The sequence below is a fragment of the Chloracidobacterium sp. genome, from assembly GCA_016720705.1.
Lineage (GTDB): Bacteria > Acidobacteriota > Blastocatellia > Pyrinomonadales > Pyrinomonadaceae > OLB17.
Window position 1 is genome coordinate 581,214 of sequence record JADKKB010000007.1, and the last position, 23,512, is coordinate 604,725.

Below are 23,512 nucleotides of genomic sequence, written 5' to 3' on the forward strand. Positions count from 1 at the left end.
TCCGAAAGTCACATATGAGTATTTCGATCTGCCGAACGTCATTCCCAGCGAAGAACTTACGGCCGAGTTGCTGCGTAAAGGCTAACCCGTCTTCGACGCAGTCGCATCGAACGGCACCGGGGTATTTGACACACTGGAGGCGGTGGCGAAACAGGTATTGACCACGCTGCGAAAAGGATAACCGCCATATGATTCGGACCCATACAGGGAGCCCGGTGGCTCCCTTTTTTGAAGCTGCCCGTCTTGACTTCCTACTGGTCCACCCCTACAATACCCGTGATCCACCATAGGTTAATTCAAGCAACGGAGTTATCTGACTCATGAGGATTAGACATTTCGCACTATCTTTGGCGTTTTTGGCCGTTTTCTCGGCCAGCGTCATTTCACAGAACTTTGCGTACCTGAAGATCGAGGACAGTCAAAAGACCCCAGTCGCACTTATTGCCGGGGATCGCGACGACGGTCGCCTCTATCATCTGGAACTTAAGGACCGCGACAACGGCAAGTGGATGTTCGAACCTGCGGGCGATGGATACTACTACATAATCGACGTTCGTCACGGCAAAGCCATCTCAGCGGGTGACGCGGACGACGGGAAAATTTACCATCTCGTCCCTGAGGGGCGGGATAATGCTAAGTGGAAGCTCGTAGAAAAGGGTGACAATAAGTTCCAGCTCATTGATAAGAAATGGGGCAAGGCTTTGATCGCCGGGGATGATCCGTCCGACATCAACATCTACCATCAAGTGCCGGGCCTTCGTAGCAACGCGATATGGAATCTCACGATCATTGATGGCCTCGGCACCCGACCCGCCCCCAAAGAGTTGGTTATCAAGGAGAAATTTCTCAGTATCAAATACGACGTTAACGAGAAGGTAAAGGACAATAACTCCCGCGGAACAACGAGTACCCTCTCCGCGAAATATACCAACAATACGAGTGTCGCCCAGTCCCAGACCCTTTCCGAGCAGGCGCAGTACACTGAGTCGGAAGCGTGGGAGAGCACTGAGGAAATTGCAACCGAGGTATGGGCCAAAGTTGAGGCAGAGGTCGGTTGGAAAGGTAGCGGTGTTAACGCCTCGGTTTCAGTTGAAACCGGTTTTAAAACTACGATCACCAATCAGAAGAAAAAGTCGAATTCAGCGACTTACCAGTCCACTGTCGGCTTTACCACCAACACTACTATTCCCCCGGGGAAGACTACGGTCTGCAGTCAGCTCGTCACACGGGAAAAGGCCAGTATCCCGTACGAGGTCACTGTGCTTCGCACCTTTGGTGACGGATCGACGCTGACCAAAACGGTGCTGGGGACGTGGAATGGCACGACCTTCTCTCGAAGCGAGGTCACCTGTACCGAAAGTGGGGCCGGCGGGAAGGATAAAGACGATTAACCAAAGCGCGCCGACCGTCGTCAAGGCCGAACAAACAAAAAGAGCTGAGGAAACTCAGCTCTTTTTGTTTATCTATGTTAAGTAAGTGGCGGAGCCGACGGGACTCGAACCCGCGACCTCCAACGTGACAGGCTGGCGTTCTAACCAACTGAACTACGACTCCGCATGTTGAATGATTGGTGGGCACGAAGGGACTCGAACCCCTAACTTCCTCCTTGTAAGGGAGGCTGTCTACCAATTGACGTACATGCCCGCGAAACTTATCAAAACTTGTTAATGCACGTGTGCCCAACTATTTTGTCAAAAGATCAAAGCTCAATTTCAGCAATTGAGCGAACCGTTATATTACGAAAGCACGTTGATAGTGTCAAGTTAGCTTCTTGCATCGAAAGCGCCGAGCATCTATGCAGCGTAGTAACCCGTCGTTGATCGATATTTGAATTGGCAAATCCAACGGTTTGGATATATCTTTTTGTTGGAACTTTTGCGATTTCGCACTCGTAACCATTCATTGACAGAGCTGAGTTTCGTGCTTTGTGGCGGATGGTGAATGCGATCGTTCTCGGGAGATCAAAGCGTTGGAAGCATTAAAGGCTGCGGCCGAAATTAATGGTGCGGAACTCGTAAGGCGTGCACGCTCCGGTGACGGAACGGCCTGGGAGGAGGTTGTCACCGCGTATACGCGGCGGATATTTAATCTCGCGTACCGGTTTACTTCGAGCCCTGACGCTGCCGAGGATCTGACGCAAGAGGTCTTTATACGCATCTATCGGACCCTGGATCAATACGATGCGAAGCAGGGCGACCTCTCTAATTGGCTGATGCGGCTTGCTCGCAATTTGATAATCGACGATTACCGCCACCGGCAGCGTAATCCTCAAAACTCGATGGCGGACGCGGTGGACGACCACACATACCACCTTCGAGCGGTAGGAACCTCGGCTCAGAAAGAGATCGAGCGTAAGGAACTGGCCGGACAGGTGCAGGAGGGCATCGACAAACTCCCCGAGGATCTTCGGACGTGCGTCATACTCCGCGACATCGAAGAACTCAGTTATCAGGAGATAGTCGATGTTTTGAAAATACCGGAAGGAACGGTCAAGTCCAGAATTAACCGCGGACGGATCGAACTGGCCAAGATATTGAGACGGATGAGGGTTGTTACAATTTAGGTATTTAGATTATGAGCAAAAGGCAGGCCGAACAACGTCATATGAACAAGGAATAGAGATCACCGAGGGGTTTTAGTTTATGAATATCGAGAAGCAAAATACGGTCAATTGCTCGCAGTTTGAGGAGTTTTTGACAGATTACCTGGACAAGGCGCTTGACGCTACGCTCCAGCGATCGGTCGCCGAACACGCTCTCGCGTGCCCGCTTTGCCATTCGCTACTCAATGACGTCCGCGAATCGCTCGACGTGTGTCACGCCATCACTGCCCCCAAAATGTCTATGACCCGGCTTGAGGCTCGCGTACTTTCGATGACGATGCCGGAAACGGCTATGGCGTGCGACGACTTTGAAGGATATCTAACCGACTATCTCGACGGATTTTTACCTGCGGCCGTTTTCCACCGATGGGAAAGGCACGCGACCCTCTGTAATTCGTGTGAGGATCTGCCCGGAATGGTGGTGCGATCTATTGCCGCACTCTATACATACAAATCAGACGAATTAGCAGTTCCGGCGGGCCTCCACGCACGCATTTTGCGATCGACTATCGGTACGGCACAAGCGGCAGAGGTCAAAGCGGCTTGGGGATCACAACTGGTCGAGTGGGTACGCGGCTTTAGCTTTCCGCTCCCGATCCCGCAATTTGCATCGGTCGCGATGATCCTGCTTTTTGCATTTGTGTTCTTTAGCCAGTCCGTGTCGGCCGACGGTACGTTCACGAGCGTCTACCAGAAGAGCGTCGAACTCGCCGAGGAAACGTACAAGCAAAGCTCCGACGCCTGGAAAGGCGGCAAAGACGCGGGCATTATGACAAAACCGGAACCGGTGACCGGCACAACGTATGTCGACAATGAGGAAAAGAAATAATGAATTGTGCCTATCACACACAAAACGGAGCGGTCGTTAATTGCAACGGGTGCGGCAAACCGCTTTGCTCCGCGTGTGATCATCGCATAAAGGGGTTTCCCTTTTGCCAGGACTGCATCGTAATGGGTGTCGACCTGCTCAGGCAGCACAATCAGTCAAACCACGCTCCATTTGTCAAAAAGCGGACTTCGCCGGTCGCGGCAACGCTTTTGTCAGCTATTTGCCCGGGCCTTGGGGCGGCGTACAATGGCCAATCGACCAAGGCTTTGGTTTATTTTGCGGTATTTGTCGGATTATTCCAGATGGCTATTCTGACCAGTGCCCCGCTCTTCGTTTTCGGCTTTATGGGAATGTGGCTGTTTGCCGCACTAGACTCGTGGCGGACGGCGCAAATGATCAGATCGGGTGTGACGCCCGATAATGCCGAAGATATTTTGGTGCGTCGATTTTCCGGCAATCCAAAGCTCTGGGGCATCGTCCTGACCATCTTGGGTGTGGCATTCGTATTTCAGCGATTTTTTAACCTAGGCTTTTTGATGCGCGGCATCTTGCCTCTGCTCTTGATAGGCCTCGGGTTTTATATCCTACGGGATGTTATATTTAAGCCTAAGGCGGATGACATCAGGTTCACGGGCCCGCAGACGTCAGGAGGGACAACGAGCTTTGCCCTGAGTCCGCCGGATTTCAGCCCTCAGGCAGAGTATGACCGTGATTCCGACTTTGGCACACGTTCGCGTTTTGGCAGCTGGCAGGATCGCTAGTACTTTAATTTTCGGTCGTAAGGAGTAGTAAATAATATGCCGGTTTGGATGAAAGCAGCTTCGGTCGGTGGGAGTATATTGGTCGTGATCGCCCTTGTGATCGCCTTGCTCAAGGCACTGATCGGATTCGTCGGATTTATCTCTTTGGCGATCAAGATCGTGATCGTTCTCGTCTTTATTGCCGTCATCGGCGGCGTCGGATTCCTGGCGTTCAAGGCCTGGAGCGACAAGCGGCAGTAGCCGTAAGTCGCGAGATTATAATCCTTTCACGACATTTGGCTCCGTCCGGAGCACGCCGCCAAGCTTGCTATTGGCGGCGTTTTATGTTCTCATAGCAATTCCAATTATAATTGTTGGAAACGTTATTGTTCTCATTCCCACAATAGCGAGAGTTTACTTCCCTGATTTTTTAACTCTTGTTTTTAGGTTTCGCGTTAGTCGCTCGCGGCTGAACCTGCGTGATTCCGCGTATCGAAATACTAGGTTTTCGGTGCGAGATCATCATAAGGAGCTTTAAGGCACGATGCAGAAAAACGACAAGTACTATACTTTTCTTTTATCACAAAATAAGAAAGACCGCATTTATATTCGTAAAGTTGAGATTTCAAAGCAGTTATTACATTTTGGATCAGTTGGAATATTTCTTTTTATCGGACTATCGGTTCTCGGATTAGGCGTCACAGGCATTGTTCGCAACTCGGTGTTGGCAAAGTCACTTGACAAGGTGCCCGTCGCAGCACAAATGACGGACATCAAACAGACCACCCCCGACGACAAAAACATCGACTATTCCCGCCCTTCACAATACGACAATTTAGCTTTGAACAGTGGCGGCCCCGAGCAGGCTGAAAACGGTGATCCCGAAGATGCCGCGATCGAAACCCAACTCCGCGACATCACATCAAAGATCAATGCCGCTTATTTGCCGACAATGTGGGCACATCTGGGCAAGATCAACAATGAGTTCGGGTTTAGGCGGAATCCCTTCGGTGGACGCTCATATGAGTTTCACGCCGGAATGGATATCGATGGCGAACGCGGCGATCTAGTCGTAGCACCGGCAAACGGCACGGTGATCAAGGCGTCCTGGTCCGGCGGTTATGGCAATATGATCGAGATCGAACACGCTCCCGGTCTTTCGACCCGCTACGGCCATTTGTCAAAGCTTGAGGTCAATGAGGGTGACACGGTCACACGCGGCCAACTTATTGCTCTAGTCGGGTCGACCGGTCGCTCGACCGGTCCGCATCTGCACTACGAACTGCGGCTTAACGACAAACCGATCAACCCGAGGCACTTTTTGCCTCAGGAACCGACCGAGATAAAATAGCTCGGTGCATAGTCAGAGCATTTTTGTATTATTGAAGCGGATCGTTTGAAGCGTTCCGCTTTTTTATTGGTTGGCGTTCGATTTCAAAAGCCGATATAATCGTTCGATCAGTTCATATTTATCACAAATCTCAAGGATCGGTATTTAACAAAATGAAAAGAAACAGATTGATTACATCGTTACTAGCAATAGCGATCGTGTTTTCGACGATGTCGACGGCATTTGCATTTGATGAGGGTATGTTTATGCCGGATCAGATCGCAACACTGCCGCTCAAAAAGCTTGGTCTTAAGATCAAGCCGACGGATATTTACAATCCTGCCGGCGGCGGGCTTACAGACGCGGTGATCCGACTGAGCATCGGCTGTAGTGCTGAGTTCGTTTCCCCTCAAGGCCTTATTCTCACTAATCATCATTGCGGATTTGATGCCTTAGTATCGGCTTCGACACCGGAAAAAGATCTCGTTGAGACGGGATTTAGGACCGATGGACGGTCCGGTGAGATCCCGGCCAAGGGCTATTCGATATTCGTCACGCAGCGCAGCGAGGATGTGACCGCAAAGGTAAAGGCAGGTACCGACGGACTTAGCGGCGATGCACTCGCCACAGCCACCAAGAAGAACCTCGATGCTCTTCAAGTGGCTGAACAGGCTAAGGCACCGGCCGGCTCGATCGTTCGCATCCAGATGTTGAACAGCGGCTATTTTTACTATCTGATCCAGACCCAGCAGGTCAAGGATGTTCGTGTCGTATACGCTCCGCCCCGCAATATCGGTATTTTTGGCGGCGATCCGGACAACTTTGAATGGACCCGACATACCGGTGACTTCACATTTCTTCGAGCCTATACGGCACCGGACGGTTCGTCGGCCGAATATTCGGCTAACAACGTGCCGATGAAAACGAAGAAGTTTCTTGCACTGAGCATTGGCGGACTAAAGGACAACGACTTTGTTTTCGTGCTCGGCTACCCGGGATCAACTACACGTTACCGCGAGAGCCAGTCGATCGAGTATGCTCGTGATGCTAACTTCCCTTTTCTCGAAAAATGGCTCAACGCACTTAGCACATCGCTACGCCAGATCGGAGCCACTGACGAAGAGAAGCGGATCGCTTTTCAATCCGACATCGCTAGCTTTGATAACTCGCGAAAGGCTTTCGGTGGCGGCTACTTGCGATTGCGTAAATCTGGTGTCGTTCAGGCACGTCAGGCAGAAGAGGCTCGGCTCGCGACTTGGATCGCGGCAAATCCGGATCGGCAGAAAAAATACGGCTCGGTCTTAGCTGACATCAAGGCCCTTTCAGCCGACTCAAATGCCGCGATGATGCGTGATGCAATTATGAGGCGCTTCCCCGATCCAAATTCAATGAACGTCTTCGTTCAGATCGTGTCGGCTGCCGCGACCGTAAAGGCGGGCCGCAAGCTCACCGCCGAGCAGAAGACCGTAAAATTGGCTGAGATCAATGAAGCACTGAAGGATCGCGAACCGGCACACGAACGCGAGATGCTCAAGTTCTTTTTCAAGTCGTTCGACGGACTGCCAACCGGTCAGAGATTTGCCGCCGCAGATACGCAGTTTGGCAATAAGACCGGAAAAGCCCGACGCGAGGCCGAAGCTGCATTTGCCGCCGAAATCGCCGACAGCAGTTATGATGCCAATATGATCCTCGGCCTTTACTCATTGACGTGGAGCGAGTTGCAGGCTCAGCATCCTTTCGCTACTGGAGTTGTGGACGAGCGAACGGCACTTGCCGCCCGTTCTGCCAAATTCGCCGCTAGTATTGATCCGCTTCGCTTGGAATATATGCAAGCGATGATCGAGATGAAAGGAATGACGGCCTATCCGGATGCTAATTCGACGCTTCGCTTCTCGTATGGCAACGTCAAGGGTTATGCCTCACGCGAGGCAGAATATCGTTCGCCGTTTACTACGATGAAGGGAATGTTTGAGAAGGAGACCGGCGAAAACCCGTTCGACGTTCCGCAGAAACTGAAGGACCTCAACGCAGCCAAGGATTTCGGCCGTTGGGGCAGCGGCGATACGGTTGCCGTGAATTTCATTTCGACCACTGATATCATCGGCGGAAACAGCGGCAGCCCGATCCTCAATGGTAACGGCGAACAAGTCGGCATTTGCTTCGACGGAAACTTCGAAGGCCTTGGCAATGATTTCTACTACGATCCGGCGGTCAACCGCACGATCTCGGTGGACATCCGCTACGTCCTGTTCGTTGTCGAAAAATTTGGCGGAGCCGGATGGATGCTGGATGAAATGAACATCGTCGGAGGCAAGAAATAAGCAAGTCTTAGTTCAGACCCTGCTTACTCTACATCGGTGTAATTCTCAACAAATGAGAATTGCACCGATTTTTTGTGCTTGACGATAAATCTAGGTTGGTAAGTCATTATCCGTATGTGAAGTTAGACAGCACTTGTTAGCCTTCACCGACGTTTTGTGATATTTCGTGAATTAGAAGTTTCGACCGGGTTCGAAAGTGTAAAGGATCGTTCCGAGTTCGTCACGGACGCCTACGTCGTCCACGCTTCGCACGTCGTCGGCATATGACGTCGCCAACATCGTGATCTCAAAGCCCGACCTCACACCCGGACGCGCGGCAGGGACAAAGATCCGACGACCCCAAACCAGCAGTCTCTCGCCCTTTTCGCCGGTTCCACTGCCTTGAAATCGCACTTCATATGCGTTCCATCCACCATTCACCAGCGTGTTGCCTTCCGACACCATCTGGTAATTTGGGATCAATTTCGTGAGAGTCTCGTTGGTCTCTTTAACTAGTCTTGGGAATTTGTCCGCATCTTCCTTGATCGTCCCATTACTCGCATAATAACTGATCAGCATCTGCTCCTTGAGCTTCCCATCAGGAGTATTATTCGAGATGTCCAAAAACTTGCCTCGCGTCTTGCCGTCGATACTTGCCTGCGGTCCTGCAGCCTTCCAACTCTTTGGATAAAACAGCGAAAATCCGACAAAATTACGTGCGAGATCCCCCTTGAGGCTCTGTTTAGAATTTTGGAAAAATTCGGTATTCGGCGGTTGTGCGACTGAGCGAACAGGTGGCGGCACTTCGATATCCTCAGCTTGCTGTTCCGGAGTCTGCGGCGTTATCACAGGCGCGTTCGCCGGATTTGCCGCTTCTTGATCGGTGGGGACCCGATATTCGGGTTCGACTTGGCGAACAAGTACGTAATACCAGATGCCGGCGGCGATAAGTAATATAGTTAACGCCCCTGCGACCGCGACCCAAGTCCAGTTCGGGTCGGGACGAGCCGGAGGCTCAGGCGACCTTCGGGTCCACGCCAGACTATCCACATCTTGAACTTTTTCCGTTGAAGCGGTTGCCGGTATTGATATCCGGTTCGAACCGGGAACGATCGCACCTTCTTTTGTTCTATCCGGTTGCTCGTCCAAGACGGTAATATGCTCGTCGGCTATCAGCGTTGGTGGAGTCGCCGCCAAAGCCGCAGAAAGGGCATCGCCGAAATCACGAGCAGTCGAGTATCGTCCAAGCGGATCTTTCGAGAGAGCTTTCTCGATCACATCGTCAACATCTGTCGAGATATCGTATCTGATATCTGTGGGAAGGATCTCGAGATCGGCTTTCAGTGAACGTAAGAACTCGCGTTCCGTATTTCCGTTAAACGGCAATTTGCCGGTTAAAAGTTGATATGCGACTACTCCGAGCGCGTAGATATCACTGGCGACGGTTGGAATTCGCCCGTCGAGCGTTTCCGGTGATTTGTAATAGATATTATCGGAATTACAGTCACCTGAAGACACGCCAAAATCAGCGATCTTAACCAATTCGGTTTCGTTTTCTGCCAGCGTTACTAAAATGTTGTCGGGCCGTATGTCACGATGCAAGATGCCTTCACGATGAACCTCACCCAGGGCTTCGCCGGCCTGCCGAATGATCTTAGCAACGCGAACTGCCGAAAGCGGTCCGTGAATTTCCAAAATATCGAGTGCGGTCAATGCATCACTATGCTCGCTGATCAGAAAGTTCGTGCCGTTTGAGAACTGGCCCGAGTCGATCAGCCGCAATACATTCGGATGGTTGATATGTGATAGCGAAACGCGTTCCTCGGCAAAGATGCTCTCCGTCATCTCATCGATCTCTTCGTCCGCAAGTATCCGTACGACCACTTGTCGGCCGTTGACGAGACCATCGTCAGCCAAATAGGCAAAGCCGGTATCGTCCTCGCGCAACAATTCCGTCACTCGATATCTGCCCTTTACTATCCGACCGACAAAATCGATAGGCTCGTCCGGATCAAAGTCAGAAGACTTGATCGAGGGATGCTCGCGGTCGCCGTCATCATCTACCTCGATATGGCCTGCCGGAATGTCTGCCGGATCGACCTTGCGTGGCAGAGGTGATGGGATCGGTGCGGGTTCGTCATCGGCGGCCGCGGTAAATTGTGGAATAACCTCAACTTCGACCTGCGGGTCACTCGCCGATTCGTCTGTATTCCACAGCAAAACGTCCTCCTCTTCTGTTTCAAAAAACAGTTCGGACATCAATTCGTCATTGATCTTTTCATCCTCTTCGCTGATGGCGATCTCGATCGGCAACGGCGCCGCCGTCCCGCTTTCAGAATTGGACAAAACTCCTGAAAAAACCATCTTTCGAGCGCCCCTTGCAACCTCACTACCGGCGGCACTCAAGCGCTCACCGTCGATGTCGCAAAATCGCTGCGAACCGTCAGGGTATTTAATTCCACATTTTGGACAGTGCATTTATAATTTCAGTTCAGCTCAGCCGCATACCGCGATATTTACTTCGCAAATGACACTCGGATATTTGGCTAACTTCCAAATACAGTCAATCGGCGACAGTTTTCAATAAAAGCCGAATCGAGCAACCGCGATCTTCACGGCCGTTTGATCAATTAATTAGTTCTTACTCTTGGCTCGCTCGATCTTGGCTGAAATAGTGGTCAGGTCCGGATTGAGCTCCTTTGCTTTTTGATATACCCGCACTGCCGGCACGCGACTGCCGTTCTTCAGATACTCGTCGCCGAGTGCCTCAAAAAGCCTTGCGAGGCCGAATCTATCGAAACCTTCGGCATATCGGCCCGCATTCAACAAAGACGCTTCGGCCTTTTCCAACTTGTGGACTCGAATATAAAGTTCGCTAAGCTCGCTCAGTCCGCTTACGCCGCCAACAGTTACTTCAGTGGCCTTTTTCAAAATGACCTCCGCATCGGCAAATGCTCCTGTGGTCATTAGAGCCCGCCCGAGAAAAAGCAATGCCGCAGGATTCTTTGGCTCTAGAGCCAGAGCCTTCTTCAGCAAAGCGATCGAATCCGAAAAACGCTGGACGGACTGCAGCGTCTGTGCAACTGACACCATCGACGCCGGATCACCGGCCTTCCTCACAGCCGTATCAAAAGCAGACGCTGAATCATTTACCCTACCCTGACGGCGGAGCAGACGGCCAAGATCTGCATAGGCCGGTGCGAATTCGGGGGATGTCTCGATCGCTTGACGGAAAGATCGTTCAGTCTCCAAATCCACCAATCCGCGAAGTTCACGAGCGACCCCCAACATATTGAGGGCGACCGCATTACGCGGTTGGATCACCAAAGCCGCTCGTGCAAATTTCTCAGCTTCTTCGTAACGACTCAAAATATCCGGAGCAGACACGGGTTGGGTCAGCACATAGCTTAGAGCAATGTTGGTGATCGCGATTTTAGGGTCGATCTGGAGAGCCGTTCGAAATGCCGTTTCGGCTGCACCCCATCTCAATTGATCTGCGTAAATAGTGCCTAGCCCGTAATGGCCGCGATAGTCGCCCGGTCGTGTCGCTATAGCTCGCCGAAAGGCCGCCTCCGCCCGGGCATAGTCCCGATCATTGTGTGCCCGATCGCCATCCGCGATCAGAGCGGTAAAAACATTTTCGTTAGATGGGTCGATCGTGGTTTTCGGCGATACCCCGACCGTCGAAGACTTGGTCTGAGGCACGTCCTTTCCCGTACGAACTGCGGGAACTGCCGTTCGATTCACGGCGTTGGCTGACTTAGAGGCTTTCTTGGAAGCTTTCTTTGAACTAACTTTTGGTTTGACCGATGATTTCTTAGTAGTTACAGGCTTTTCTGAAGCCTTGCCGCCAAAGAGTTTGTTACTGCTGCCCAAGTCCTGAGCCGTGGAATTATATCCGTAAGCGGAGATCGTGACGATTAAAATTGTTAGCTGAAATACCTTTCCCATAAAAACCTCAGGAACGCGGCATTTCACTCAACTCGTACGAGGCGAAATCCAAGTTCCTTATCGCGTTTGCTCACATCAACGTCTGCACGGAATGTCGACGTGATGCCAAATTCACCGGACGATTTATTAAGTCCCGCTCCGCCGCGAATCATATTTCGCGGTTCTGCCGTTTCCTTTATCTCGCCCTTGCTGCCGGGATACAAACTGACCGGCGTCCCGGTCCATTCAAATACGTTTCCGATCAGATCCACCACGCCCCAATCGTTTGGGCAGGATCGTGAGCCCACCGGTTTTGGTTCGGTATTGGGCTGATCGAGAACGGCACATTCCGGCTTGAAAACCTCTCCCCACGGATAGATATCGTCCTTCGGACCATTTCGTGCCGCAAATTCCCACTCAGCCTCAGTCGGCAATCTGTAGGTATTCCCGTCGTTCTTTGATCGCCAAGCGGCAAATGCCTTAACATCAGCGATATTTACAAACCGCACCGGCCACGTCTCTTGACCCGCGATCGGTTTGTCATTGACCCAATCTGCCGGTGTCGGCCGATAACCGGTTGTCGAAACAAACGCAAAATACTCATTATTGCTGACTTCCGTCTTATCCATCCAGAAGTCTTTCACCGTCACCGGATGCTCAGGCCTTTCCTCGTTACGGCCATCGTTTCGGCCCATCTTAAAGGTTCCGCCCGGAATCAGCGCCATCTCAACTTTTGGCACCGCGACCGGCGAGTTTCCCGGAACCGGAGACGGAGTATTGGTCTTCGTATTGGAAACAACCCTACCCGAGCCGCTGAAAACGCCTAGATAATATGCAACGCCCAATCCTGCAAGTCCGATTACAATCAGACTTAATATTCCCGCAATTCCCAAAATAATCGGCGAGAAGAGTGATTTTTTGGGGGCAATAGCTTTAGATCCCTCGATGATCGGCGCTGTGTTGTGATGTTCTTGCACCATCGTCGATTGCATCACCGAAACGGCTGGAGTCGAGGGCCGGTAATGGATCGTATCTGCCTCAGTGTTGGCCGTTGACACAGGCAGCACCGTATCCGTCGGTCGAGGTATCGCAAACGGGTCGGGCATATTGCCTCGCAGTTCCGCAACGATCTCCACCGGCTTACCGTCGCACACGACATCGCCCACCCAATCCTGAAAACCGTCCTTGCTGACTCGGAGTAGGTGATTACCGCTCTGGATGCCATCAAGCAGCAGCAATCCGCTATCAGTGGTCTGACCAACGGAAATGTTGTCGACAAAAACTTTTGAGATCGCCGGTTTTGTTCGGATCCGCAATGAGGAAACCGGCAGAGTCTGCGAGGCGGTGGAATGGATCGACGCCTGGTCGGGATACACGGCACCACGCAACTCCTCGACCAGAGCTTCGACTGACTCCGTTCGTTTCGCCGGATCTTTTTCAAGAGTATGAAAAACGACTCGCTCGAGCTCGGGCGAAACGGAAATTCCAAGATCGGCAAAATGAGGTGGTGGGTCACTTATGTGCTTTTTCATTATCGCAGGGATCGACGAGCCCTTAAACGGCACATCACCTGCGAGCATCTGATAGAGCATTACTCCGAGGCTGTAAATATCGGCCCGTGAGTCCGGGTCTTCATCTGCCCATTGTTCCGGGGCCATATAATATGGCGAACCCATCAGACCTGTCGTCTGCGCTTGGATAAATGAACCTAACAATTCGCCTGATTTTATTTTTGCCAAGCCAAAATCAAGTATCTTGACCGCCTGCGAGAGACTCGGCTTGTCGCTGCAGATCATCACGTTGAGAGGCTTGAGATCACGATGGACGATTCCCTGATGATGGGCCGCACCGACGCCCGCACAGATCGGCATCATCAGATCGAGAGCTCGTTCCGGTTCCAGTATCTTTTCTCGGGCGAGGAGGTCGTGCAGCGATTCACCCTCGACGTACTCCATTACCAGAAACGGCAACGATCCATTGACCACGCCGTAATCGGTAACCGCCACGACGTTTGTGTGTCGGATCGCCGCTGCCGCAAGCGCCTCTTGTCGAAAGCGTGTGACGAGTTCCGGGTCGTTACCGACGAGGTCCGGCAAAATGATCTTGATCGCGAGAAGCGTCTTCAGGTATGCGTGCCGGGCCTTATAAACAACGCCCATTCCTCCCTGGCCTAGCCGGAGTTCAAGGTGATACTTGCCCTCGAGCACAGGTTCGCCCGCGATCGTATGCACAGTCGGCATACCGTCCTTAGGACAGGTGACCACTTCGTCGGAAAAGCAATGTTTACAGAGTTGACACTCTTTCATCGTTAAATTTAGATGCGAAAACCGGTCTGGCGGTTTTCGTCGTTTCTACATAGGAAATACGCGAAAAGTGACATTTTCGTTCGGTATGGAAAGATTCTAGATACTTTACCCACCGCAAGCAAGGAAAAATGGTGATTACGGCCTATCCTTTTACGACAATATTTACCAGACGGTTAGGGACAACGATCACTTTTACGACGTCCTTGCCGTCCGTAAACTCGCGAACTTTCTCATCAGCTAACGCCATCCGCTCGAGTTCTTCGTTCGCCGTCGCCGGCGAAGCCATCACTCGTGAACGTAATTTACCATTGACCTGAACGGGTATTTCGATCTCATCCGCCTTTGCCAATTCGGGCTGATAATCAGGAAAACGAGCCCCGTTGTTCAAAATTCCGTCTTCATTGCCGACAATTACTGAATAAAGCTCTTCTGATGTGTGCGGAGCAAATGGCGTCAGCATCAGCACCAGTGCCGATAGAGCCTCGCGTACCGCAAACCGTTCATCTTTGGATGCGGCCGCCGGTTCAACACCGATATCTCCGATCGCGTTCGAGAGTTCCATTAACGCAGCGACAGGCGTATTGAATTGAAGACTCTCAAAACTATCAGAAACTCGTTTTACCGTCTGATGAGTCTTCTGCCGTAGTTTTTTGGCGGCAGTGGATGATCCGTTCGGATCGGCCGTTTCGCCGATCGCGTCTCGCCACCTGTAAACCGAGCGCCATACTCGTTGTATAAACCTGACGGCACCTTCGATGCCCGATTCATTCCAGACGAGTTCATTGTCGATCGGAGCGGCAAACATTACAAACAGCCTCGAGGCGTCCGCACCGTATATTTCGACCATTTCGTCGGGATCGACACCGTTGCCCTTCGATTTGGACATCCGCTCGATAGCGTATTTCAGCGGCTCGCCATCTGCCGATACTGCTCCGGTAATTTTCCCTTTCACATCGCGACTGACGGCTACTTTCGTCGGCGGATGATATATCCGTTTACCTGTTTGGTCGTCAAAGAATGTTTCGCCTACGACCATCCCTTGCGTCAAAAGCCGCTTGAAGGGTTCGTTGAACTTCACGAGGCCCAGATCACGCATCACTTTTGACCAAAATCTTGCATAGATCAAATGCATAACTGCGTGGTCATCTCCGCCGATATATTGATCGACCGGTGTCCAATACGCCGCCGCCCCAGGGTCAAATGGCATTGAGTCGTTCGTCGGGTCCGTGTATCTGAAAAAATACCAGGACGAATCTACAAACGTATCCATCGTGTCCGTTTCGCGTACTGCCGGACCATTGCACTTTGGACAATTCGTTTCATAAAACTCCGGCACCTTTGCCAACGGCGATTCACCCGTACCGGTGATCGGCGCACTCTCCGGCAATCGAACCGGCAGATTTTCATATTTTTCAGCCACCACGCCGCAAGCATCGCAGTATATTATCGGGATCGGCGAGCCCCAGAAGCGTTGCCGTGAGATTCCCCAATCACGCAAACGATATGTCGTCGCCGGCTCACCAAACCCCTGTTTGACAGCCCACGCAGTCATACCCTTCATCGCCTCCTCGCTTGATTTGCCGTTCCAATAATCGGAATGAACCAATACGCCGTATTCCGTGAGCGGACGCTCGAGTGCCAGAGCCTGCATTGTATGGTGCTCGTGAGCCATATTTGGCTCGGAGATCACCTGGCGTATCGGTAGCCCGAATTTTTTGGCAAAATCAAAATCGCGCTCATCGTGGGCCGGCACGCTCATCACAGCACCCGTGCCGTACTCCATCATCACGTAATTCCCTACCCAGACCGGCAAGGCCTCGCCGCTGAAAGGATTGAGAACCTTTAGGCCCGTATCGATTCCATCTTTTTCAATCTCGACCTCGCGATCTTTTGGTTTGAGATTTGCGGCGACGATCCGATCGATCTCGGTGCGCACGCTTGTCACAAATGTGGCCCGGTGAGCCTCGATTATCGGATGCTCGGCGGCCACCACCACGGCATTTACTCCGTAGATCGTGTCGATACGCGTAGTAAACACGCGGATCGATCCCGGCGCACCAATTGGAACACGATTTAAGGCTCCCGTCGCGACCCGCACCTTAAACTCGACAAACGCTCCCTCTGATCGACCGATCCAGTCCCGCTGACGCTTGAGAACGTGCTGGGGCCATCCCGCTTCGATCTCAGCCATATCATCCAGAAGTTGGTCAGTATATGCCGTGGTCTTAAGGAACCACTGTTCGAGATCCTTTTTGGTGACCTGGTTGCCGCATCGCCAACACAATCCGCCGCTCGCCTGCTCATTAGAGAGTGTCGCCTGATCGGTCTCGCACCAATTCACCTGCGTAAGACGTTTGTAAGCCAGGCCTTTTTCGTACATTTTGAGAAAGAACCACTGGTCAAACTTGTAGTATTCAGGCCGGTGGGCGTACATCTGCCGTTCCCAATCGTAACTAAGGCCAAGGCGCTCAAGTTGGCCCCGCATTACTTCAATGTTGTCTTCGGTCCAGTCCCTCGGGTTAACACCACGCTTAACTGCTGCATCCTCCGCCGGTTGGCCAAATGAATCCCATCCGATCGGGTGCATCACGTTAAACCCGCGAAGTCGCTTGTACCACGCAAGTGCATCGCCCGCCGAGTAATTGCGGACGTGGCCCATATGCAGGTTTCCTGACGGATAAGGAAGCATTTCGAGAGCGTAGAATTTGGGTCGATCGCTGTTAAGTTCGGCTCGAAACGTATGGTCGCCGGCCCATTTACGCTGCCATTTTTGCTCGATCTTTTTCGCGAAATATTTTTCGTCCATAAAAGTGATTTGTTCGATGGTGTCGTCGCCGCCCCGACGATGAATCCACTATTTTAGCGAATAAATCAAGGTCTATCCACCAATCGGGACTGCAATCTGAGCTCTCTGCTGTGAAATGTTAAACCGTTGCGTCATAAACAGATCTGACGAGCGGCTATCCAATGGCGAGACGGAAAGCGAAAAACGACATACGCTCAATTGTAGTCCAGACCGCGTTTCGATGTCGACTTTTTTTCTTGGAATAGGCCAAAAGGCGTGATATTCTCGTTACTGCATTGAGACTCTCGGAGCTCTGATCGACGAAAGATTTGATGATATATAAAACCGTTCCGCAGACAGTCAGGATTTGACACACTTTGTGCTCGGCTGGACCGTCTGCTCCAAAAGTTGGGAGACAGAAAGATGGCTAGCCGAAGCAATACGAGCACTCCACGCCGCAAATTGACAGTAAGGTCGGATAACTCACCTAAGGAGGCCGCTAGGTCAACGCGTTCCACTGATCTGGTTGCCGGTGTGCACGAAGATATCCTGGTTTCGCTTACGAATGCCTACGAGAACAAACGTGCTCGGCAGGTGACCGAATGGGAATTGATCGGGCAACGATCAATGCGGCAAGTAGTGTGATCACCATAAGCCGATCAACAAAGTCGATCAGACCGGCGTCCTGCGCCGTTCGCTTTCGCCTGTTTATCATCTTTTTATTCATAATAATTCCTTACCCGATATACTCCCAGAGCATTGAACAACTGTCGGACCAGATCGCTACAGGCAGTTCCGAGCAGAAACGGAACGGCTTGGCTCAGTTGCGGAATATACAGTCGGCACCGGCATCGCGGGTCGCTGCTCAGGCATTGAAGGATCCCGACGAATTAGTTAGATCAACCGCGATCGGTGCGGTTATTTATCTTCCGATCTCAGAAGCGACCACGATGATCGTCCCGCTTTTATCGGACAAAGCGGAGTTTGTACGCCGCGAGGCCGCCTATGCTCTGGGCGAGTTAAGCTCAGTTGATGCCGTCGATCCGCTGAGTTTGCTTGTCCGAAAAGATAGAGCACCGATCGTCCGCGCCGCTGCGGCCGCGGCACTGGGCAGGATCGGCAGCGAATCAGGTTTAGAAACATTGATGGCGGTAATGCAACGCCGGCCTAGCCCAAAGGACGCATTTCTTCGACGCGCCGCCGCTCGCTCGCTCGGGCAAATTGCAGAAAGATCGCGCTTCGGAATTGTTTTGGACAATCTTACGACAAATACCCCCGCCGACTTTCTTCCGGAGAAATACAAGCAAATTGTGGCAACGCCGGACACGCCCAAAGCGTCTCCTATATACCGCGGAGTTCTTGATATTCTGCTGAAAGCTTCGGCGAACGGTAAGGAAACAGACGACACGCGACGTGAAATTGCATTTGCGTTGGGCTCGATCGGAGATGCGGCAGCGATCCCGTTTCTTAGGTCAAATATAGGCAGCACTGACATCTACCTAGGCGAGATATGCCGCGAAGCCTTGCTCAAGATCGCTCCGCAAAAGTAGCTTCTTTTCACATACAGTAATTTTTGCTCTAATTATATATATGCAAGCGAGCGTCAGTAACAGGGTTGTTAACAGCGATCTACGGGCTAGGTACATCGAGGTTCGAACCCGAACCGAAGAACTATGTGAGCCGCTCGAGACCGAAGATTACATTCCGCAACCGATCGTCGACGTGTCACCGGCCAAGTGGAATATTGCCCATACTACTTGGTTTTTTGAGGAAATGATCCTCCGGAAATTTGTTGATAATTATCGGCCTTTTGATAATCACTTCGGATTTCTGTTTAACAGTTATTACAACACGGTCGGCGAACGCACCGCTCGCGACCATCGCGGAGCACTTAGCCGTCCGACTGTTGCTCGAGTATTCGCATATCGTCGCGATGTAGACGAGGCAATGGCAAAGTTGCTATCGGGTGATGTTAGCAACGAACTGCAACAACTGGTCACACTCGGCCTGAATCACGAGCAGCAGCATCAAGAACTGCTCCTGACTGATCTGAAATACACCTTCAGCGTCAATCCAATTATGCCGGCCTACCGCGACGGAATGGCTATTGAGGACGAAATTGAATCCGGTTCAGATACTTTCATCGAACTTAATAGTGGTATCTACGAGATCGGCTACGCCGGAGACGGATTCGCTTTTGACAACGAATTATCGCGGCACAAGGTGTTTCTAAATGATTACTCGATATCCGATCGGCTTGTAACAAATGCGGAGTTTGTTGAGTTTATAGAAGCCGGTGCGTACGGTGACCATCGATTATGGCACGCGGAGGGTTGGGATTGGGTCGTCAAGAACTCCATCACAGCTCCGCTATATTGGTATCAGCGGGCGGACGGTTGGCATCATTTCACCTTGGGAGGCTCAAGGCCAATAGCACTTGACGCTCCCGTTTGCCACATTTCGTTCTACGAAGCATCGGCATTTGCCGAATGGAAGGGCTGCCGTTTGCCGACCGAGTTTGAGTGGGAGGCCGCAAGCGACAGATTCGTGTGGGGAAAGCGTTGGGAATGGACAAACTCCGCCTACTTGCCCTATCCCGGTTATTCGAAAGCAACGGGAGCAGTGGGTGAGTACAATGGTAAATTTATGATCAACCAAATGGTTTTGCGTGGTGCGTCGATCGTCACCCCCGAAGGTCATAGCCGAAATAGCTACCGCAACTTTTTCCATCCGCATCTGCGATGGCAGTTTAGCGGTATTCGTCTGGCAAAATAATATTTTGGCCGGCAGCAGGGACCTAATTTATTAAACAGTTCACTCAAAGTATTACAGACAACGCTATTTTTGCTTAGGTTTTATTTCAACGTCCAACATTGATGCGATCCTCACCAACACCTGAATTATCGAACTTCGCCGCCGACGTGCTCGCCGGCCTTTCTTCGTCACCAAAATCGCTTACGTCAAAATACTTTTACGACGACCGGGGCTCATTGCTTTTTCAGGAGATAATGAAGCTGCCTGAGTATTATCTGACAAATTGTGAGATCGAGATCTTTACCGACCAGTCGAACGGCATTTACGATGAGTTTGTGGATGGCGGCTACCCGATTGATCTGATCGAGCTTGGTGCCGGTGATGGAACAAAAACCGAGATATTGATCGAGAGCTTCCTTCAAAAAAAGCAAGATATCACATACTCACCGATCGACATTTCGCGAGAAGCGATCGGGGCGATAACGACTAGGTTCCGTTCGCGGTTCCCGCAACTGGCAATGCATCCCCGCGTCGGTGATTACTTTTCGATCCTTGAGTCACTTCGCGACAGTGGCGGGCGGCGAAAAGTCGTGCTTTTTCTGGGATCTAACATCGGCAACTTCAGCCGTGACGAGTCGATCAGATTTTTCCGCGATCTTAATCGTGTATTGAATCGCAACGACCTTTTATTCATCGGATTTGACCTTCAGAAAGATCCGAATGTTATCGTGAGTGCCTACGATGACTCCGCGGGCATTACAGCGGAGTTCAACTTAAATCTGCTTGACCGCATCAATCGTGAGTTGGGCGGCAAATTTGATACTGATAAATTTGCTCACTACGCCAATTATCACCCGATAGAGGGTTCTGCTCGTTCGTACCTGATCAGCCTTGAAAAACAAACGGTCGAGATCGCAGCACTCGGCCGAGCTTTCGAGTTTGAACAGTGGGAAGCGGTCTTTATGGAGATCTCTCAGAAATACAATCTCCGAATGATAGACGATCTCGCAACCGAGAGCGGGTTTGCGGTCAAACGTAATTTCTTTGACAGCCGCAATTACTATTGCGACTCGCTTTGGCAAATGCGATGAACTTCACCATCCTCCGATATGAATCGATCGGGTCGACCAATTCCGAAGCCGCCGAGCAAGCCCATCGCGGGGCAGACGAGGGCTTGTGCATCATCGCCGAACGCCAGACGGCGGGCCGCGGGCGTCACGGCCGAACGTGGGTCTCCGAGGCCGGTTCCGGGCTATACTTCAGCGTCGTCCTGAGGCCGAAATTACCGCCCGCATCGATCCCGCTCATTACACTAATGACCGGCGTTGCGGTGTTCGACACATTGCTCGAATTCGGCATTAAGCCCGACATCAAATGGGTTAACGACCTACTCGTTAATGACTTAAAGATCAGCGGGATCTTAGCGGAAACCGTTGAAACGGCCATAGGCCTTGCGGTCGTGGTCGGGATCGGCATAAACCTCACTTCACGAAATTTCCCCGATGAGATCGCCGGATCAGCAACTTCAGTCGAGGAGATCGCCGGCAAGCGCATCCTGCCCGATGAGATGGCGGAGGCCCTAACCCGATATTTACGATATTTTTATGACATTTTAGCCTCACAAAGTGGTCCCGGCGAGATCATCTCTCAGTGGCGGCGGCGCTCGACATATTACTCCGGAAAACCCGTTCGCGTTATTTGCTCAAACGAAACTGTTGAGGGCGAGACTGCGGGACTCGAAGAAAACGGAGCACTCCGTGTGAAAACATCTGACGGCTCGGTTAGAATCATTCAGAGCGGTGACGTGACGCGGCTTCGGGCCGCTGATCAACGGCCCTGACTTTTCCGGCAGAGTACCAGATGAAACGCAGACTAGCAGAGATACATCCGATCGTTTACAAGACTCGTATAAGGCAAAAGCGTCTTTTCCGGCGTTTGGCCGACCTGCCGTTATCCGGGCGATTTGCATCGGAGATCATTACGGAGGAGTTAAAGTTTAGCTGTAAAAAGCATCAGTCGCTTCTACGACGCCGTTTGGGCAACTCCGACCCGGAATTACAAGAGAATAAGGTTGAAAATCTGAAGATCGCGTGTCCGACGATCGACGGCATCTTGATCAAACCGGGGCAAACATTTTCGTTTTGGCGGCGATTAGGCGAGGCCACGGCCGAAAAAGGCTATCACGAGGGAATGCAACTTTCCCGCGGCGAAGTGATACGAGGTGTCGGCGGTGGCCTTTGCCAGTTGGCAAATCTGCTGTATTGGATGGCTCTGCATACACCGCTTGAGGTAGTCGAGCGGCACCACCACAGCTTTGACCCATTTCCGGATGAAAATCGGGTGCTACCTTTCGGAAGTGGTGCTGGCGTTTTTTTTAACTACATCGACCTGCGTTTTTTCAATCCGACCGATCTTACTTTTCAGATCCGCGTTTGGCTCACCGACGACCATTTGAAAGGTGCGATATTTGCCGACCGCGAGCCACAATACTCATATCACGTTTTTGAAAAGAGTCACCGTTTTTCCAAAGAAGATGGAAAAAACTATCGTGAGAATGAGATATGGCGCGAGCTGATCGATCGCCGTACCGGAAACCGAGTGGCCGAGGAGATGATCGTCAAAAACCACGCCGAAGTTAAATACGAATTGAACTTTGATGCCGGAGAGTGTAGTTTGTAGTAACAGTCTTATGAGCGACGAATTTGAACTACAAGGCGATTTTGATTTTGATGACGACTTCGACGAAGAACTCGCAGAGTTTGACGATTTCGAAGACGATTTCGAAGAAGTGTCGGTCCGCACCGCGGTAATGCAAAAGAACGATATGATCGCCCTGCTTTGCATCAAAACGGCTCAAGCCGGTGCCGCGATCTGTCGGGTCGACCCTCGCGAAGACCGTCCGGCGGTTCAGATCTACGACGATGCAAGTGCGGCCGTCGAGTGGTTTACACGTAGCCTCCGCACGAGCCGAAAAAATGGCTGGAACGTCATTTATGACGGCCTGCCGCTACAAGGTTAGGTCGTTTAACCGTTGATGCCGTGCTCGTCGCTCCTCTGGGTTCGGCCCGTAAAGCTCACACGGCAATTTCCGTCAAGGGCAATTCAACTCTCTGAATTTCCATATGCTGCTCGCGGTCGACATCGGTAATACTTTCACAAAATTTGGCATTTTCGACGATGGTCGACTAACGTCCAAATTGTCTATCCCGACCATTCGTACCGCCACCTCCGAAGCTCTATTTACAGTCTTAAGCCCGCGATTACCCCGAAATATCAGTGCGGCGATCATATGTTCGGTCGTGCCGGATGCCGACGCTGCGATGATCGGTTTTTTGGGTAGTGAATATTCCGTAACCCCGATCTCGGTCAAAAACGATCTGGACTTTGGTTTGACGATAAACTACACCCCTCTGGAGGCGGCAGGCTCCGACCGCTTGGTGAATGCGTTTTCAGCGGTTGAAAACTACACAGAGCCTTGCATCATCTGTAGTTTCGGCACTGCTCTGACCATTGACGCTGTTGACGGCAATCGTAATTTGCTTGGCGGGATCATCGCACCCGGGATGAAAACTATGGCAAACGCCCTACACTTGGGGACCGCTCGTTTGCCCGAGATCGACGTCAAACAAACGGAACGCGTGATCCAAACCACAACGGAAGGAGCTATCAGCTCGGGGATTTTTTACGGCTACCTCGCTCTCGCGGAAGGCTTGATCGGTCGAATAAAGACAGAGGTCGGCGACAACGCAAAGGTCATCGCCACCGGCGGAAATGCAGATATCATTGCGTCACAACTCGACGTGATCGATGTCGTCGATGGCGACTTGTTGCTCGATGGCTTGCAGTTGCTCTACACCCGATGGGTCAAGACCGCGTAAAACCGCCGATCACCTCGTCGAACCGGAACACTTTCGAGTTACTTCACATTACTTTCCG

19 protein-coding genes and 2 tRNA genes are annotated in these 23,512 nt (G+C 51.6%); 15 read left to right on the top strand and 6 right to left on the bottom strand.

Features of this window, described 5'->3' with window-relative positions; all coding sequences use genetic code 11:
• Positions 1-320: 320 nt before the first annotated feature.
• A complete protein-coding gene (locus tag IPQ00_09780; GenBank protein MBL0240849.1) occupies positions 321-1,391 on the top strand; it encodes an RICIN domain-containing protein in 1,071 nt (356 codons plus the stop codon).
• Between the two features lie 86 nt (positions 1,392-1,477).
• Here IPQ00_09780 and IPQ00_09785 read toward each other — a convergent pair.
• A tRNA-Asp gene (locus IPQ00_09785) sits at positions 1,478-1,554 on the bottom strand.
• A 14-nt stretch (positions 1,555-1,568) separates the two neighbouring features.
• Positions 1,569-1,644, bottom strand: a tRNA-Val gene (locus IPQ00_09790).
• Between the two features lie 325 nt (positions 1,645-1,969).
• On the opposite strand from IPQ00_09790, the gene IPQ00_09795 reads away from it, so the two are divergent.
• The 6 genes from IPQ00_09795 (at position 1,970) to IPQ00_09820 (ending at position 7,822) form a co-directional block, all read left to right on the top strand.
• Positions 1,970-2,563, top strand: coding sequence for a sigma-70 family RNA polymerase sigma factor (locus tag IPQ00_09795; GenBank protein MBL0240850.1), 594 nt, complete (start codon positions 1,970-1,972; stop codon positions 2,561-2,563).
• Positions 2,564-2,642: 79 nt separating this feature from the next.
• Positions 2,643-3,431 carry a zf-HC2 domain-containing protein gene (locus tag IPQ00_09800; GenBank protein MBL0240851.1) on the top strand — a complete coding sequence of 263 codons (789 nt, stop codon included), beginning with the start codon at positions 2,643-2,645 and terminating at the stop codon, positions 3,429-3,431.
• Positions 3,431-4,192 carry a B-box zinc finger protein gene (locus IPQ00_09805; protein MBL0240852.1) on the top strand — a complete coding sequence of 254 codons (762 nt, stop codon included), beginning with the start codon at positions 3,431-3,433 and terminating at the stop codon, positions 4,190-4,192. The genes IPQ00_09800 and IPQ00_09805 overlap by 1 nt, the downstream gene beginning before the upstream one ends.
• Before the next feature lie 36 nt (positions 4,193-4,228).
• The gene (locus IPQ00_09810; GenBank protein MBL0240853.1) at positions 4,229-4,432 is read left to right on the top strand and encodes a hypothetical protein; all 204 of its coding nucleotides are present in this window, start codon (positions 4,229-4,231) and stop codon (positions 4,430-4,432) included.
• Between the two features lie 283 nt (positions 4,433-4,715).
• Positions 4,716-5,522 carry a M23 family metallopeptidase gene (locus IPQ00_09815; GenBank protein MBL0240854.1) on the top strand — a complete coding sequence of 269 codons (807 nt, stop codon included), beginning with the start codon at positions 4,716-4,718 and terminating at the stop codon, positions 5,520-5,522.
• A gap of 152 nt (positions 5,523-5,674) precedes the next feature.
• Positions 5,675-7,822, top strand: coding sequence for a S46 family peptidase (locus IPQ00_09820; GenBank protein MBL0240855.1), 2,148 nt, complete (start codon positions 5,675-5,677; stop codon positions 7,820-7,822).
• Between the two features lie 171 nt (positions 7,823-7,993).
• On the opposite strand, the gene IPQ00_09825 is transcribed toward IPQ00_09820, so the two are convergent.
• The 4 genes from IPQ00_09825 to IPQ00_09840 form a co-directional block, all read right to left on the bottom strand.
• Positions 7,994-10,279 carry a protein kinase gene (locus tag IPQ00_09825; GenBank protein ID MBL0240856.1) on the bottom strand — a complete coding sequence of 762 codons (2,286 nt, stop codon included), beginning with the start codon at positions 10,277-10,279 and terminating at the stop codon, positions 7,994-7,996.
• A gap of 156 nt (positions 10,280-10,435) precedes the next feature.
• Positions 10,436-11,752 carry a tetratricopeptide repeat protein gene (locus IPQ00_09830; protein MBL0240857.1) on the bottom strand — a complete coding sequence of 439 codons (1,317 nt, stop codon included), beginning with the start codon at positions 11,750-11,752 and terminating at the stop codon, positions 10,436-10,438.
• Positions 11,753-11,775: 23 nt separating this feature from the next.
• A complete protein-coding gene (locus IPQ00_09835) occupies positions 11,776-14,037 on the bottom strand; it encodes an SUMF1/EgtB/PvdO family nonheme iron enzyme (GenBank protein MBL0240858.1) in 2,262 nt (753 codons plus the stop codon).
• A 142-nt stretch (positions 14,038-14,179) separates the two neighbouring features.
• The gene (locus IPQ00_09840; protein MBL0240859.1) at positions 14,180-16,843 is read right to left on the bottom strand and encodes a leucine--tRNA ligase; all 2,664 of its coding nucleotides are present in this window, start codon (positions 16,841-16,843) and stop codon (positions 14,180-14,182) included.
• A gap of 402 nt (positions 16,844-17,245) precedes the next feature.
• Here IPQ00_09840 and IPQ00_09845 point away from each other — a divergent pair, with 402 nt between their 5' ends.
• The 8 genes from IPQ00_09845 to IPQ00_09880 all read left to right on the top strand — a co-directional run bounded on the left by IPQ00_09845 (position 17,246) and on the right by IPQ00_09880 (position 23,454).
• Positions 17,246-17,467 (top strand): hypothetical protein, encoded by a 222-nt coding sequence (locus IPQ00_09845; GenBank protein MBL0240860.1) that lies wholly within the window; start codon positions 17,246-17,248, stop codon positions 17,465-17,467.
• Complete coding sequence (locus IPQ00_09850) at positions 17,425-18,372, top strand: HEAT repeat domain-containing protein (protein MBL0240861.1); 948 nt, start codon at positions 17,425-17,427, stop codon at positions 18,370-18,372. The genes IPQ00_09845 and IPQ00_09850 overlap by 43 nt, the downstream gene beginning before the upstream one ends.
• A gap of 40 nt (positions 18,373-18,412) precedes the next feature.
• The gene (locus IPQ00_09855) at positions 18,413-19,597 is read left to right on the top strand and encodes an ergothioneine biosynthesis protein EgtB (GenBank protein ID MBL0240862.1); all 1,185 of its coding nucleotides are present in this window, start codon (positions 18,413-18,415) and stop codon (positions 19,595-19,597) included.
• Between the two features lie 101 nt (positions 19,598-19,698).
• On the top strand, positions 19,699-20,667 hold the full coding sequence (gene egtD, locus IPQ00_09860; GenBank protein MBL0240863.1) for an L-histidine N(alpha)-methyltransferase: 969 nt from the start codon (positions 19,699-19,701) through the stop codon (positions 20,665-20,667).
• Positions 20,664-21,416, top strand: a complete 753-nt coding sequence (locus tag IPQ00_09865; GenBank protein MBL0240864.1) for a biotin--[acetyl-CoA-carboxylase] ligase — start codon at positions 20,664-20,666, stop codon at positions 21,414-21,416. The genes egtD and IPQ00_09865 overlap by 4 nt, the downstream gene beginning before the upstream one ends.
• Positions 21,417-21,436: 20 nt before the next feature.
• Positions 21,437-22,255 (top strand): VanW family protein, encoded by an 819-nt coding sequence (locus IPQ00_09870; GenBank protein ID MBL0240865.1) that lies wholly within the window; start codon positions 21,437-21,439, stop codon positions 22,253-22,255.
• Between the two features lie 10 nt (positions 22,256-22,265).
• Positions 22,266-22,595 carry a hypothetical protein gene (locus IPQ00_09875; protein MBL0240866.1) on the top strand — a complete coding sequence of 110 codons (330 nt, stop codon included), beginning with the start codon at positions 22,266-22,268 and terminating at the stop codon, positions 22,593-22,595.
• A gap of 103 nt (positions 22,596-22,698) precedes the next feature.
• Positions 22,699-23,454, top strand: coding sequence for a type III pantothenate kinase (locus IPQ00_09880; GenBank protein MBL0240867.1), 756 nt, complete (start codon positions 22,699-22,701; stop codon positions 23,452-23,454).
• Positions 23,455-23,512: the final 58 nt, after the last annotated feature.

Bases quoted from the DNA above. Each gene is read 5' to 3' on its own strand.
- IPQ00_09825 (MBL0240856.1), bottom strand. From the start codon at position 10,279: ATGCACTGTCCAAAATGTGGAATTAAATACCCTGACGGTTCGCAGCGA.
- IPQ00_09815 (MBL0240854.1), top strand. From the start codon at position 4,716: ATGCAGAAAAACGACAAGTACTATACTTTTCTTTTATCACAAAATAAG.
- IPQ00_09805 (MBL0240852.1), top strand. From the start codon at position 3,431: ATGAATTGTGCCTATCACACACAAAACGGAGCGGTCGTTAATTGCAAC.
- IPQ00_09875 (MBL0240866.1), top strand. From the start codon at position 22,266: ATGAGCGACGAATTTGAACTACAAGGCGATTTTGATTTTGATGACGAC.
- egtD (MBL0240863.1), top strand. From the start codon at position 19,699: ATGCGATCCTCACCAACACCTGAATTATCGAACTTCGCCGCCGACGTG.
- IPQ00_09810 (MBL0240853.1), top strand. From the start codon at position 4,229: ATGCCGGTTTGGATGAAAGCAGCTTCGGTCGGTGGGAGTATATTGGTC.
- IPQ00_09865 (MBL0240864.1), top strand. From the start codon at position 20,664: ATGAACTTCACCATCCTCCGATATGAATCGATCGGGTCGACCAATTCC.
- IPQ00_09855 (MBL0240862.1), top strand. From the start codon at position 18,413: ATGCAAGCGAGCGTCAGTAACAGGGTTGTTAACAGCGATCTACGGGCT.
- IPQ00_09820 (MBL0240855.1), top strand. From the start codon at position 5,675: ATGAAAAGAAACAGATTGATTACATCGTTACTAGCAATAGCGATCGTG.
- IPQ00_09780 (MBL0240849.1), top strand. From the start codon at position 321: ATGAGGATTAGACATTTCGCACTATCTTTGGCGTTTTTGGCCGTTTTC.
- IPQ00_09880 (MBL0240867.1), top strand. From the start codon at position 22,699: ATGCTGCTCGCGGTCGACATCGGTAATACTTTCACAAAATTTGGCATT.
- IPQ00_09870 (MBL0240865.1), top strand. From the start codon at position 21,437: ATGAAACGCAGACTAGCAGAGATACATCCGATCGTTTACAAGACTCGT.
- IPQ00_09835 (MBL0240858.1), bottom strand. From the start codon at position 14,037: ATGAAAGAGTGTCAACTCTGTAAACATTGCTTTTCCGACGAAGTGGTC.
- IPQ00_09800 (MBL0240851.1), top strand. From the start codon at position 2,643: ATGAATATCGAGAAGCAAAATACGGTCAATTGCTCGCAGTTTGAGGAG.
- IPQ00_09830 (MBL0240857.1), bottom strand. From the start codon at position 11,752: ATGGGAAAGGTATTTCAGCTAACAATTTTAATCGTCACGATCTCCGCT.
- IPQ00_09845 (MBL0240860.1), top strand. From the start codon at position 17,246: ATGGCTAGCCGAAGCAATACGAGCACTCCACGCCGCAAATTGACAGTA.
- IPQ00_09840 (MBL0240859.1), bottom strand. From the start codon at position 16,843: ATGGACGAAAAATATTTCGCGAAAAAGATCGAGCAAAAATGGCAGCGT.
- IPQ00_09850 (MBL0240861.1), top strand. From the start codon at position 17,425: ATGGGAATTGATCGGGCAACGATCAATGCGGCAAGTAGTGTGATCACC.